Genomic DNA, 14,329 nt, shown 5'->3' on the forward strand with positions numbered 1-14,329 from the left:
CTTTTGTTTCTCCTTTTGCATCTGACGCCATAAAAGGCATAATCTCATTGGCGCTTCACATTCACCACCGTTGAGAAGAAAGTAGCCCCCTGTCCCATATCCGACAGCCGATCAGAGGTTAACACATTGATACGCTGTCTGCGTCCTTTGCCTTCCCACCATAATCCCTGACTAATCACTGTACCGGGCAGCATCAGATCGGTGACTTTCGCTTTCAGCTCATACGTCCCCCGATCATTCCATACGGTAACCGGGTCCCCATCCGCGATGTCCCTTGTCTGGGCATCCTCCGGGTGAATTTGTAGCAAGGGCTCCCGCTCCAGTCGCTGATGCTTGGGCAAGTTAGCGAAAGTAGAATTCAGAAAATTATGGTTTGGCGGTGAAATAAACATTAATGGATACCGCTCGTCCGCTTGCGGTCGATGCTCTCCGTCGTACCCTTCAATCAGCGGCACATAAGAAGGCATCGCGGGCAGACCTGCTTGTTTCATTTTTTCCGAATACAACTCAATTTTGCCTGAAGGCGTAGTTAGACGCTCCAGATAATTAGCCTTTGGCGTCATATCGAGCTTTACAAAAGGTGACTTTTGTAAAGCATCCAAGGTTACACCGTTCAGATAAGGGTTCGTTGGATTATTAAGCGCACCTGCAATCATATCCTCTTCACTTTCCGTAAAGGCAGCTTCATCAAAGCCCATTGCCCGTCCGAGCAGGCTAAACAGCTCATAATTGCTTTTGCTTTCCCCAAGCGGATCAATGACGGGCTGCTGCATTTGGATATAGTGGTGCCAGTACGATTTGTACAGATCTGTTCCTTCAAAAGAAGACGCGGCAGGCAGCACAATATCTGCATAGCGGGCCGTATCGGTTAGGAATAGGTCATGAACGACTGTGAACAAATCCTCTCGTTCAAATCCTTTAGTCACTCGTTCCGAATCGGGGGCTACAACTACCGGATTACTGCAATATACGAATAACGCCTTAATCGGCTGTTCCTTCTGTAGCAGCGCTTCTCCGATCCGGTTCATGTTAATCATCCGGGCATCCGGGTTCTGTCGCAGATCAGGACGCTCCAGATGGGCGCTGTTAATCTTGGCATAAGCGCCATTGGAGCGTGACGCTCCCCCGCCGTGCTTCAGCCATTGTCCAGTGAGCGCAGGCAAGCATGTAACCGCACGTACGTTCATACCGCCATTATCATGATGCTGAAGACCATTACCGATATTGATATACGCTGCTCTCGCAGTTCCGTACATTTCCGCCAAACGGATAATATCCCCTTCCGGCACGCCGGTAATCCGCGAAACTCGCTCTGGTGTATATGTCTTAACATGCTCGCGCAGTTCCTCATGACCTACTGTGTAGCGATGTAAAAATTCGTCGTCCGTCAGTCCTTGAGCGAACAGTACATTCATAACACCCAGCGCGAGCGCTGTATCCGTCCCCGGATATAACGGAATGAACCAATCCCCCCATTGCGCCGTCCGGTTACGATGAACGTCAATAACGACCACCTTAGCACCTTTTTTACGTGCTTTCTCAGCCAAAACGACCTGATGCATGTTGGTGCTAATGACATTACCACCCCACACAATAATGAGGTCTGCATCCTCCGTGTCCTCCGGGCTGGTGCCGCCCTTAAAACCCATAACGGACGCCCAGCCTTCATTCCCAGCCACGCTGCAAATCGTCTGATCCAGTTGGCTTGAACCCAGCGCATTAAAAAATCGGCGATCCATTCCATCCACACTCAATACGCCCATATTGCCATAAAAGCTGTAGGGGAGGATAGATTCCGGTCCGTCCATACGTATCAGTTCCTTGAACCGACCTGTAATGGTATCGACTGCCTCCTCCCAGCTAATACGTTCAAACTTCCCTTCTCCTTTGGGGCCTATACGCTTCAACGGATAGAGCACCCGATCAGGATCATATACCCGCTCCGTCATATTGCGAACTTTGTTACAAATAGCCCCTTTGGTAATGGGATGATCTGGGTTTCCAGTCACCTTGACTATCTTTCCTTTTTCCTTGTGAAGCAGGAGCCCACACGTATCCGGGCAATCTAACGGGCATACAGCCGGAAAAACACCGTCCTGCTGCTCCGTCATCCGCTGTCCCCCTTGTAAGTCTTGTTGAAGCGTGGCCTCACGAGGCGCGCTATTGCGATGATCCATAGTGTTGATGCTCCTTTCCGTTACCGTTTCCAAAAATTACACTGATCTTATCATATCCACAGCTTTGGCCTATGGCAAGAGAAGGATTTTCCCACACAGCCGCTCTCCAAAATATTAAAAAAATCCGTCTGCTGCATAGAGCAAAACGGATTTTTTAAGAATTATAATTTTTTTCAACATCCTGTTTCATCATATCTTACTGAGGGTAAAAAAGATCAAGGCATCATGGACGAGAGCACACTCATCCTCCATGCCAAATCATGGACCACTCCCAAAAAAATCCGCCATGACAGGTTTCGTTCCCCCGGGCCTGTCATGGCGGATTTGCTTTGTTCATTGCTGTTTAAAGTACCGTGATTAGGTAGGATCACTCAACGGATTGGATGTGCAACCGAAGAAGTAGTTGGAGATTCATTCACTGGATGTGCGTTGGCTTGAGGCTTTTTCAGATAGGCCAACCAGTAGGCTCCAGCCACAAACAGGCTACCTCCTACCAAATTCCCCAGCCAGACCGGAATGAAGTTCATAACATAATCTGCCCATGAAAAGTGGCCTGCAAAAATAGCCGCCGGAATGAGAAACATATTGGCAACAACGTGCTGAAATCCAATAGCCACAAAGGCCATGGTCGGGAACCAAATCCCCATAATTTTGCCGCCAATGGAGTCTGTACTATATGCCAACCATACAGCCAGTGCTACGAGCCAGTTACATCCTATACCCGATATAAAAGACTGCAAAAAGCTTTCGTGTAGCTTATGTCCTGCCATATCCACCACTTTGTCCAGATAAGGGCCCGTTTCTGTCAAACCCAGCACATGCCCAAAGAAAAATGCAACGAATAACGCACCTGCAAAATTACTGAGCGTAATAATCGCCAAATTACGAAGCATGACTCCTGTCTTAATCCGTCCTGCCCATCTCGCCAAAGGGACCGCCATCATATTGCCGGTCAGCAATTCTCCGCCGGCGATCAAAACTAATACCAGACCAATAGGGAACACCGCAGCTCCAATAAAGGTGGCAATGCTTCCCCATTCTTTAGGCGCACTTGCAATAACACGTATATCCAGCAAAAACCCGAGTGCAATAAATGCACCTGCCAAAAATCCCAGTACCACCGCCACAGTCCACGGGTTGTTCGCCTTGGCCACTCCTGTTTCCACCGTCTTTTCAGCAATTTGCCCCGGTTTATAGCTCGCCATATATCCCCGCTCCTTTAATATCTATTCACTAAAATATTCTTCTTTCATATTTTATTTAAAATCAGTGATTAAGTTTGTGAAAAAAATCACTTTCGTAACTATAAAAAAAACAGCCCCTGAAAAAAGGACTGTTTTTCTGTATTATTACATCTACTGCGCTACTACGCGCTTTACATTTAATTGTATTCTTCCTTTTCAACTGCTCTTAAGAACCAAAGAACTCCACCAAGGCCTACCATGGCCACGACTACAAGAAAAAGGATATAAAACAAACTCATAAGTTACTTCCCCCCTGATCCTTATGCTACTCTATATTGTACTATAAGGATTCATCCGTACGCCTCAGATTGTTGACAAACTTATGAACAATGTCACAGACAAATCTAATTATACAGTAACTGGGTTCCGTTCAGATATTGTAGGCAATGCTTGTAAACCTGCCGCGTTTAAGAAATTCCAAGGCTTGTTATAATGCGGCTGGAAGAAGAAATCGACAAAGGCTAACTGGTCAATGGTCATATGGTTTTGAATGGCTACGGATAGCGTGTTAATGGATTGCGTCAAATCCACCTTCGACATAATTTGAGCCCCCAGAATTCTTCGCGTCTCCTGCTCATAAACCACTTTCAGTAACACTTTTTCGGAGGTTGGCATAAATTCAGGTCGGTAGCTGTCCTCAATGGTTACAGCTTCTACAGTCATGCCTTCGTCTGTTGCCGCAGCTTCCGTCATGCCTGTTCCTGCGATATTGTCTTCGTAAATTTTGATACCCGAAGTTCCTTGGGTTCCCATGTAGGCAATGGTTGGTTGCACCAGATTACGTGCCACCAGCGTACCCATACGAACTGCGTTGGTTGCCAAAGGGATATAAGCCGTTTTGCCGGTCGGATTATAGCGAATTGCACAACTGTCGCCTGCTGCAAACACGTCCGGGCAACTACTTTGCATATAGTTATCCACAATGATCGCACCGTTAGGCAACATATCTACCTGACCTTTGAGCAGATCCGTTTGAGGTCGGAAACCGATGCAGAGAATAACAAGCTCTGTTTCATATTCTCCTTTAGAGGTCACGACTTTACTTACCTTACCGTTCGTACCCTCAAAACGACTCACCGTCTCGCCAAGTACCAGCTTAATGCCATGTTCCTTCAGGGAACTTTCAATCCGGTCTGTATACTCATGGTCCAAATACTTATTCAATATACGATCAGCACTGTCGATCAGCGTTACATTTTTACCGTTCATTTGGAAAGCTTCTACCAATTCAACACCAATGTATCCAGCTCCCACGACTGTAATGTTCTGTACGTGCTGGGCTTTCTCAATGATATCATTGGAATGATTATAGTTTTTACAGAGCAAAATATGATCAAGTTCAATGCCTTCCAGCTTTGGAATAATGGGCCATGATCCCGTGGTCACAATTAGTTTATCAAATGTGTCTGTAAATTCTTCACCTGTTTGGAGATTACGGGCATGCAGCGACTTGCCAGCCGTATCCACACTCGTTACCTCATGAAGCATCTTGGTCACTACACCCAAGTCAGACAGTTGATCTGGAGACGAATAAAACAGGCCGTGCGGATCTTTGACGACACCACCTACGTACAGCGCAATACCACAAGATAAAAATGAAATATTATCATTACGCTCGTAAACGGTAATTTCTGCATCTGGATAACATTTAGCTGTGTTAACGATAGCTGCTGTGCCTGCGTGTGTACATCCGATAACTGCTACTTTCATGTTAAATTCCTCCTTGGTGTGTGGGCATAAACTGTATGATAATTGTGAATAGTTTCACGTAAACAGCTCGTTAGCGTTTGTGATTTATTTCACTTCATGTACTTATTATAGTGTGATATTTTTCACATTACAATAGCTTTTTGTGATATTCACAATTTGTCCACATTTAAAAAAGAAAGGATATACGAGATCAACTGTTTGCTGAAATGTTTTTTTGCTCCATTCAGTTTCCCCTGTAGGCGGCCTGATTATGCCCATGGAATCGACTTTCACATGATGCTCCCCCTTAGACAAATGCACATGTAGAGAACAAAAAAAGGTCCGCTTCCCGGAGACATGCCGGAAATCAGACCTTTTTAAACATATATTTTGGAATGAAGGCAAAGCTACTATAGCAATTGCTCAATGGCTGCTTTCATCGTTTCTGGTGACTCCTTCGGTTCAAAACGACCCACAGGTACACCTTCACGATTCACAATGAATTTCGTAAAATTCCACTGAATTGTCCCATCTTCCTGTTCTCCAGGCTGTTGCTTTTTCAAATATTCAAACAGAGGCGCTGTATCCGGTCCATTGACGTCCACTTTGGCGAATACCGGGAAATTAACCCCGTAATTCAGTTGGCAAAATTCAGCCGCTTCCTCGCTGCTGCCCGGCTCCTGACCGCCAAATTGGTTGCAAGGAAAACCTAATACAACTAATCCCCGATCCTTATATTCGTCATAAAGCTTTTGCAAATCCCCATATTGCGGGGTAAGTCCGCATTTACTGGCGGTATTCGCAATAACCAGCACCTTACCAGCGTAAGTATTCAGAGAAACCTCCTGATTCGCTGGTGTTACGGCATTATGTGAATAGACAGACATACAGCATCCTCCTTCGTGTCGCTTGGTTTAGGTTACATAACCTATTTTAACCAAAACGTGACGGACATGCCAACATCCACAGAGACTTTACCGTGATGCCACCACTTCGAGTCTGCGTTCTTCGCGTTCGGAAGCGGACATTTTGGGGCAAGTATAACAATACCGCTGACCTCCACCTGTCTTGTAATATTGGCAACAGGACGGTTTCATGTAGGTATTTTCACCAGGGCGGTAAGGATTGTCCAATTCAACGAGACGAACCGTAAACGGATTTCTTTTACGCCCGAATATCTCTCCCTCAAGTTCACGTGTCACATACATATAATCTTGTTCAAAGCGCTCCACATCCTGAGGATCAGTCAACGATGGCTGTACTCTATCCTTAAAATACAGCAATGCCAACGGAAACTGTCCCCACATTTGGCCGATAGATGCGCTCCCCACTGTAGCAATTGCTTCCAATATGGGCCGCATCTGCAAACTGTAAAAGTCTCGTAACACTTGCTGAGCCTGTTTGGAAGAACGGTGATCCCCATTGTTCCACGTATTGTCCAGCTCTGTTAAGTCGATGACCTGAAGACTAATAGAGGGATATTGACCTTCATAACAAATATGAAATCTGAGATTAGAAACGGACAGGTCCCAACGGCGTTCACACAGTGATACCATAAAATGCTGCGCAAACACGAGGCCACGCAACTGGTTCGCAAAGTAAACGGCTGCGGTTAAATCGTCTTCAGCACGCAGAAGATCGCCATAATACTCCATCACAGAGCGGATCTTATCTGGTTCAAGCCATTCGGCCACTGGCCCGGAATATACAGCATCCTCCGGCGTGACTCTCACTATGTTTGCTAGTTGCTCAAGCTGATCGTAATCCAGTGGTTTCATGGTATGTCCCCTTTAACCTCTTGCCGCTACTTGTGCTCTAGCATCACGTCGCTCAGCAACAGAACCCACAGGTTGCTTATCTTCCACATTCATATCTTTTATGGCTTGGCTTACCGCAGGCTGTCCAGCCAAAGCATACGGAAGACAGAGCGGTACACCTGTACGAGGATCTGTTACAATATCAGCCTCAATCCCGAACACTTCACGCAGCACATCAGGGGACATAACCTCAGTTGGAGTTCCTACCGCCTCAGCTTTCCCTTTTTTGATTGCAATCATATGCTGAGCATACCGGGCCGCATGGTTCAAATCATGCACAACCATAACAATGGTGCGCTCCTCCGAAGTATTTAGATACTCCAGCAAATGCAGCACTTCCAGTTGATGCGCCATATCTAAAAATGTCGTCGGCTCATCCAGAAACAAAATATCCGTATCCTGCGCAAGTGCCATAGCAATCCAGGCACGCTGACGCTGACCGCCAGAAAGCTGATCAATCGGACGATCGTGGAACTCGCTCATTCCCGTTACTTGAATGGCCCACTCTACCATTTTGCGATCTTCCGCTTTCATGGAACCAAAACCTTTTTGATAAGGAAAACGTCCGTAAGATACCAGTTCCGTCACGGTTAATCCTTCCGGTGCAGTCGGATTTTGCGGCAAAATAGCCAGCTGCTTAGCTACTTCCCGGGTGGATTGCTTATGAATGGATTTACCGTCAAGCAGAACACTGCCGCCCTTAGGATTCATGATGCGAGCCATCGTCTTCAGAATGGTGGACTTGCCAGAACCATTTGCGCCCACCAAGGCTGTGATTTTCCCTTGCGGTATTTCTACGTTCAGATCTTCTACAATCAATCGATCTTCATAAGCAATATCCAGATTTGCCGTTTTCAGACGAAACATGTGGAATCATCCCTTTCCCTTATCCAATATATATAGTCACGGGCTTAACGCACGACTTTCATCAAAACTTCATTCTATCTTTATATAATAAAGATATTGATAATCATTATCAAGTGTTAACTGGTTTATTTCCTATATCATACAGTGCATATCATCCAATATTTCCTCAAAAAATTCAAAAAAAGATCACAGCTCCTCGAAGCTGTGATCTTTCAAATCCGGCGAATTGCATTATGACTGTACAGAAGACAGTCCAAATGCTTCGGCCATGAGACGTATAGATTTCATTTTGGCGTCAAAGTCATGAATAATGCTCGCAACCATGATCTCCTGTGCATTATAGTCCTTACTTAATTGCTCAATCTGACGCTTCACCTGTTCGGGCGAACCGACCACCATACGTTTGCGATTCTCACGTATCCGCATCCGGTCAAACGGCGTATACGGATACGCCAGTGCCTTTTCCACGGAAGGTGTTCCAGCGGAGCGCATTCCCTGCTCTAATAGTACAAGAGACAAGTCCATGCTGGAAGCCAAGCGATTGGCCTCCTCTTCGGTATCCGCACAGATCGCAAATACGGCAACAAGCGAACGTGGTTGGTCACTATGCTGGGAAGGCTGGAAGCTTTCCTGGTATTCCTTCATAGCCCCTGTGCCGCCTTCACCATTAATGAACTGCGCAAACGCAAAGCCCACGCCACGCTCGGCTGCCAGACCTGCGCTATCACCGCTGGAGCCGAGCAACCACATTTCCGGTACAGTTTCTATAAGCGGCATCGCCTGTAGCGAACCGAAACGGTGATTATTGCCTGTGCTGTCATGTAAATAAGCTAACAGGTCATCCAACTGCTCAGGGTATAGATCTACACCCCCTCGCATTTTGCCTTCTTGCAGGGCTCTGGTAGCAATGGGCATTCCTCCAGGCGCCCGTCCCAGACCTAAATCAATGCGTCCCGGATACAATCCCTCCAACACACGAAAGTTTTCCGCTACTTTATAAGCGCTGTAATGAGGCAGCATCACCCCACCCGACCCCACTCGAATGGCCCGAGTACGGGCGGCCAGATGTGAAATCAGTACCTCCGGGCTGGACCCAGCGAGATTTGCTGCAGAATGATGCTCTGATACCCAAAAGCGATGATAACCCAAGCGTTCCGCCTCTATAGCAAGCTCAGCGGTCTTTTGTAATGCCTGCGCATGCGTCATGCCTTCCGATACCGGAGATTGGTCAAGAATGCTGAGTTTTATCATAAAAGTCTGACCTTTCTATTTGGGAATAAGGATAGGCATTAATTATAGCACGCGTAGCCACAGTTACCCAAGAGGGGCCCCTATCAATTTTATAGTGGAAAAGTTTATTTTTCGTAAAGACTTGCGTTCCCTTTATCCGCCTCATAGAGATGCGAACGCTTTTTAAAGAAACTATACAAATGTGTAACGATTACTTTCAAGACGGCATACCCCGGAACCGCCAGTACAATTCCCACCACACCAAACAAATTGCCTGCGGTCAGAATAACGAAGATAATCGTGATCGGATGTACCCGAAGAGATTTGCCCATAATTTGTGGAGAAATTAATTTACCCTCAATGAGCTGTACGACTGTCCACACGATAACCATCTTGAGCAGCATAATCGGTGAGGTGACCAAGGCTACAATTAACGCAGGTGTAATGGCAATGACGGGACCTAAGTAGGGGACAACGCTCGTAAAGGATGCAATGACTGCAAGCGTCAGAGAGTAGTCTAATCCAATGATTAGGTAACCAATATACAACAGCGCCCCAATACAGAAGCTGACAATAATCTGCCCACGAATATAGGAACTGACCTGATGATTCATCTCGGTCATAATGCGATCTGTTTCTTTACGAAACATAGGCGGGAGCATTTTCAGGATAAACTGTGGTAGCTTGTGTCCATCTTTTAGCAAGTAGAACAGAATAAATGGAACCGTGGCAATCGCAAGTACCGTTTCTGTAACCACGCCCAAAAAGCTGCCCACACCCGTCCATGCATTATTAATAAAGCTAGATAACTTTTCAGAAGCTTTGGAGGCCAGCTCAGATGGATTAATTTGAATCGTGTTCTGGAACTGGTTTACAAAATCGCTGCCGATCAGTTTCTCGAATTGTCGTTGTACTTGCTCGCTATAGGCAGGGAAATTTTGAATAAGCCCCTGTATTTGATCACGGATCACAGGCACCACCGATGTAACCACAATCGCAATAACCCCTATAATAAGCAAAAACAATACAACAATGGAGTATACTCGTTTCACCTTGTTACGCTCCAGTACATCAACCAACGGATTGAACAGATAGTACAACACGCCGGATAAAATGACAGGGAGAATGATCGTTTTTAACAGCACCATGACAGGTGTGAATATGTATGAAATTTTGGTAAGCACCAAGATATTCAAGCCGATCAGCAGCAGTACCAGCAGGAATAACACAAACTTGTTGTTCAGAAAAAACTTCTTGAATCGGTCTTTCCATGCCGGAGTTATTTCCACACCACATTCCCCTTCTCTTTACACAAATGAGTATACGTTCTTCATAGATACGATATATTTTTGGAACAAAATATACAAGGTTATACCCAAATAAACACAAAAGCAAACAAAGTTGTACGTCATCGTACGAACTTCGCTTGCTTTCGAGGGTTATGGAGTATCATTTATCGTGGTTGCAGCATCCACCGTCGTGGTCACAGGTTTGTTCTCCTGTTCAAAAAGATTCTGTATGAAGCGCTTGAGCTTTCTTTCGTCTACACCCAATACCTGCGCACCCTTAATGGTTTCCCCGCGCACCAATTCATTCGGCGGGATTTGCTGCTTCGCTACTGTTGTTGCATCGATATTAAAGCCCAATGAAGCCAATTGCAGCATTTCCGTAGTACTCAGGTTCGTTTCAATATAAGGAGAAATGCTATTTAAAATACTCGGCAGTTTAATTAGAGATGAGGTTGACTGAATTTTACCGCCAAGCTCGGTAATGAATTTGCGTTGCCGCTCCGTACGCGTAAAATCGGAAGTCGCATCATGACGGAAGCGTACATATTGCAAGGCTGTTTTACCGTCCATGTGCTGCATTCCCTTTTTCAAATCAATATCAAACTGGTGTTTATCTGCCTTGGAGGTATAATGCATATCTTTTTCAACATCCAGGTCAATACCACCCACAGAATCAACCAGCGCAATAAAACCATTGAAATCAGTATATACATAATATTGAATCGGTATGCCCAGCAGGTCGCTCACGGTCTGTCTAGTCAAATCCGGTCCCCCGTAGGAAAAGGCAGCATTCAATCGACTTTGCCCATGACCTGGGATATTGACGTACGTATCACGAAGAATCGACATCAGTGTAGCCTTTTTCGTAACCGGATCAATAGAAGCAACCATAACGGAGTCAGAACGCCCTGAATCCTCTCCACGGGAGTCGCCGCCTAGCAGCAGAATATTCACTCTTTCTGTCCCATCCCATTCCGGTGGGAGCGATACCTCTACAGGTTGTACATTGGTTTGAGTTTGTGCCTGCGGTTTGAATTTCGAATCCTGTCCGGAAGCAACTGAAATTTGATTCGTAAAATGATATATAGAATACGTATAATATCCGCCCACTAAAAGAACCGCCGCAGTCACAGAAATGCCTAACCATTTTAAAAATTTTCGCATATTTTCGGGTAACCTCGCTTTTATTCATCATCGTTCGGCTTTTAAAAGCATACCCTTCCTGCAAGTTATCTGTCAATTCGCGCCGTCTGTTCTAATGGTCGTCCGCATACCATGGATTCAAATGAACAAGCACCTCATAAACCCGCGGTTCCCGCTTCATGACAGCCCCCTTAATCAGTCGGATAATATCGTGTCCCTGCTGAATCGTCAAAGAGGCATCCACTGAAGCGCGGATATCCACGATGATATAATGGCCGTGCTCACGAGCACGGATACGGTCAATACGTTGAACCTCGGCTACACTCAGTGCGGCTGCGGCGTAGCTTTCAATTTCCTCCGTTGCAATCGCTTTTTCCATAAGTACATCTATGGATTCACGGCCCATTTCCCACGCCAATTTCAGAACTAGCAATGCTACTACGAATCCCGCAATAGGGTCGCCGTAAGATAAAATTGAAATGCTCCAGTGCTCCCCAATCAGCCCCAAGCCGATACCCAGTACAGCAGCCCCAGAGGCGTACACATCAGCGAGATGATCTTTTGCCGTTGCAATAAGACCCTGACTATTGGCCGCTCTCCCGATACGAATCGTGTAGATATACAGCCACTGTTTCCAGAGCAAGGAAATAATGGCGGCCACCAATGCCAGTATATGCTCCTGTGGCATCGGTTCGAACAGTGCTGCAATCGAATGATAGCCGATAAATATACCCGCTCCAAACAATATGACCGCCACCACGCTTGCACCGATCACTTCTGCCTTGCCGTGACCATAAGGATGGTCCTCATCCGGCGGCTGGCTAGATATGCGCATCGCCCCCAGTGCCGTTGCAGAGGCAATCACGTCCCCGGCATTATGCACACCATCGGCTACCAGCACCTTGCTGTTGAACATAAGTCCTGTAATAATCTTAATGCCGGTTAATAGGATGTTGCTAATCAGGCTGATCCATGCTGAGACCATGGCGCGCTTGCCCATATCCTGTTCCTGCATGATGTATAACCCCTCCAAATTTATCTTTTGAATTTATCTTATGGCGCTGCTCTTTCAGCGGTATGGATGAAGATTATAATAGCCCCGGAAGATGAGCCTCCCCGGGGCTATTATGATAACCATAGTGGAGCATTCTATGAGAATACTCCTATTTTATCTATCTGGACCGTCCGCGACGGCCTCCTTGTCCTTGACCACCACGCGGGCCGCCTTTGGCTTGTCCACCGCGGCCACCTTGGCCTCCGCGTGCGGAACCGCCGCTGCTGCGGTCATACCCGCCGCGCTCGCTGCTTTGTCCCGCCGAGCGGCCTTGGCCTCCACGTGCAGAACCGCCGCTACTGCGGTCATACCCACCGCGCTCGCTGCTTTGCCCTGCCGAGCGACCTTGGCCTCCACGTGCAGAACCGCCGCTACTACGGTCATACCCGCCACGCTCGCTGCTTTGTCCCGCCGAGCGGCCTTGGCCTCCACGTGCAGAACCGCCGCTACTGCGGTCATATCCGCTGCGCTCGTTACTGCCGCGGCTAGAGCGACGTTCGCCGCCTGCACTGTCACGACGGCCCGCCTGTTCGCGGCCGCTGCCCCGGCGTCCACCGCCGGAGTCGTTGCCACCGTAGGAACGGCGGTCGTTTCTGCCCGAACGGCGTTCTCGACCCTGCCGATCAGCCGTATCGGAAGCAGGTCTACGCTGTCCGCCGCCCTCACTGCTGGTGAATGTGACACCAGCAACTTTCTGGATGTTCCGAAGCTCTGGAATATCCCTTGGCGTAGCGAGCGTCACCGCCACGCCTTTGCCTCCGGCACGGCCGGTACGCCCGATGCGGTGGATGTAGCTTTCGGCATCCTGCGGCATGTCGTAGTTGAAGACATGCGTGACGCCTTCTACATCCAGGCCGCGTGCAGCTACATCAGTCGCTACGAGCAATTGGAGTTTCGCTTCACGAAACGCCTTCATCACTTGCTCCCGCTTGTTCTGGGACAAATCCCCGTGAAGCTCACCGCTCTGAAAGCCCATTTCTTGCAGCTCTTCGTTCAGTTTGGCAGCCCGGCGCTTCGTACGGCAGAAAATAACAGCCAAGTACGGACGATCCGTATTCAGCATATCCACCAATGCCTGTTGCTTACCACGGTCTGTTGTTTGCACAACGACCTGACGGATTTGGCTCACCGGAACGGAAGAAGCGGATTTTACTTTGACATCTACAGGTTCGTTCATATATACACGAGCCAGTTTGCGAATACCGGCTGGCATCGTAGCGGAGAACAGCATCGTCTGTCTCCGGTAAGGAACTTCCTGAAGAATCGTCTCCACATCGTTCAAAAAGCCCATGTGTAACATTTGATCGGCTTCATCCAGAACCAGCATTTTAATGCCGCCTAGATCCAGCGTGCCACGTCTCAGGTGATCCAGCAGTCGCCCAGGTGTTCCAATAATCAGTTGTGCGCCGCCTTTCAGTTTACGGAGCTGACGCTCCACATCCTGTCCTCCGTATACAGCCAGTAATGACAGGTTCGGCTCCGTAGCAGCCAAGCACTTTGCTTCCTCCGTAATCTGGAGCGCCAGTTCACGCGTAGGTGCAATCACGAGTGCCTGGGGGTGTCGCTTGTCCAAATTCAGCTTTTGTAGAATCGGCAGTAAAAACGCAAGCGTCTTTCCGGTTCCCGTATGTGCCTCGGCGATAACATCCTGACCTTCCATCAGCAGTGGAATCGACTCCTGCTGTACAGGAGTTGGAGATGAAATCCCCTGTTCTTTCAAGGCTTCTACCCAATGCTGCTCTACGCCTAATGCTGCAAAATTCTTCAAGTGGTATTCACTTCCCTTATCTGTATTCAATATGTGTCACGTAAAATAGGT

The 14,329-nt window shown here is 47.4% G+C and carries 11 protein-coding genes; all 11 read right to left on the reverse strand.

Annotated features, from left to right (window positions below):
• Nucleotides 1–44: 44 nt before the first annotated feature.
• On the reverse strand, nucleotides 45–2,177 hold the full coding sequence (locus MKY35_RS24160) for a molybdopterin oxidoreductase family protein (protein WP_342445012.1): 2,133 nt from the start codon (nucleotides 2,175–2,177) through the stop codon (nucleotides 45–47).
• Nucleotides 2,178–2,548: 371 nt separating this feature from the next.
• Entirely contained in the window at nucleotides 2,549–3,382 is an 834-nt protein-coding gene (locus MKY35_RS24165; RefSeq protein WP_165146106.1) for a formate/nitrite transporter family protein, read from the reverse strand.
• 387 nt (nucleotides 3,383–3,769) lie between these two features.
• Nucleotides 3,770–5,131, reverse strand: a complete 1,362-nt coding sequence (locus MKY35_RS24170) for an FAD-dependent oxidoreductase (RefSeq protein ID WP_307351333.1) — start codon at nucleotides 5,129–5,131, stop codon at nucleotides 3,770–3,772.
• A 389-nt stretch (nucleotides 5,132–5,520) separates the two neighbouring features.
• Nucleotides 5,521–5,997 (reverse strand): glutathione peroxidase, encoded by a 477-nt coding sequence (locus tag MKY35_RS24175; protein WP_342445013.1) that lies wholly within the window; start codon nucleotides 5,995–5,997, stop codon nucleotides 5,521–5,523.
• A gap of 87 nt (nucleotides 5,998–6,084) precedes the next feature.
• Nucleotides 6,085–6,888 (reverse strand): (2Fe-2S)-binding protein, encoded by an 804-nt coding sequence (locus MKY35_RS24180; RefSeq protein WP_342445014.1) that lies wholly within the window; start codon nucleotides 6,886–6,888, stop codon nucleotides 6,085–6,087.
• A 12-nt stretch (nucleotides 6,889–6,900) separates the two neighbouring features.
• Entirely contained in the window at nucleotides 6,901–7,794 is an 894-nt protein-coding gene (locus MKY35_RS24185; protein WP_165146097.1) for an ABC transporter ATP-binding protein, read from the reverse strand.
• 231 nt (nucleotides 7,795–8,025) lie between these two features.
• On the reverse strand, nucleotides 8,026–9,045 hold the full coding sequence (locus MKY35_RS24190; RefSeq protein ID WP_029518548.1) for an LLM class flavin-dependent oxidoreductase: 1,020 nt from the start codon (nucleotides 9,043–9,045) through the stop codon (nucleotides 8,026–8,028).
• A gap of 104 nt (nucleotides 9,046–9,149) precedes the next feature.
• A complete protein-coding gene (locus MKY35_RS24195) occupies nucleotides 9,150–10,313 on the reverse strand; it encodes an AI-2E family transporter (RefSeq protein WP_029518549.1) in 1,164 nt (387 codons plus the stop codon).
• A gap of 150 nt (nucleotides 10,314–10,463) precedes the next feature.
• Nucleotides 10,464–11,477, reverse strand: coding sequence for an LCP family protein (locus MKY35_RS24200; protein ID WP_013312376.1), 1,014 nt, complete (start codon nucleotides 11,475–11,477; stop codon nucleotides 10,464–10,466).
• Between the two features lie 91 nt (nucleotides 11,478–11,568).
• Nucleotides 11,569–12,471, reverse strand: a complete 903-nt coding sequence (locus MKY35_RS24205) for a cation diffusion facilitator family transporter (protein ID WP_013312377.1) — start codon at nucleotides 12,469–12,471, stop codon at nucleotides 11,569–11,571.
• A 157-nt stretch (nucleotides 12,472–12,628) separates the two neighbouring features.
• On the reverse strand, nucleotides 12,629–14,278 hold the full coding sequence (locus tag MKY35_RS24210; protein WP_342445015.1) for a DEAD/DEAH box helicase: 1,650 nt from the start codon (nucleotides 14,276–14,278) through the stop codon (nucleotides 12,629–12,631).
• Between the last annotated feature and the right edge of the window lie 51 nt (nucleotides 14,279–14,329).

Origin of the sequence: Paenibacillus sp. FSL L8-0638, from assembly GCF_038593075.1 — a bacterium.
Taxonomy (GTDB): Bacteria; Bacillota; Bacilli; order Paenibacillales; family Paenibacillaceae; genus Paenibacillus; species Paenibacillus polymyxa_D.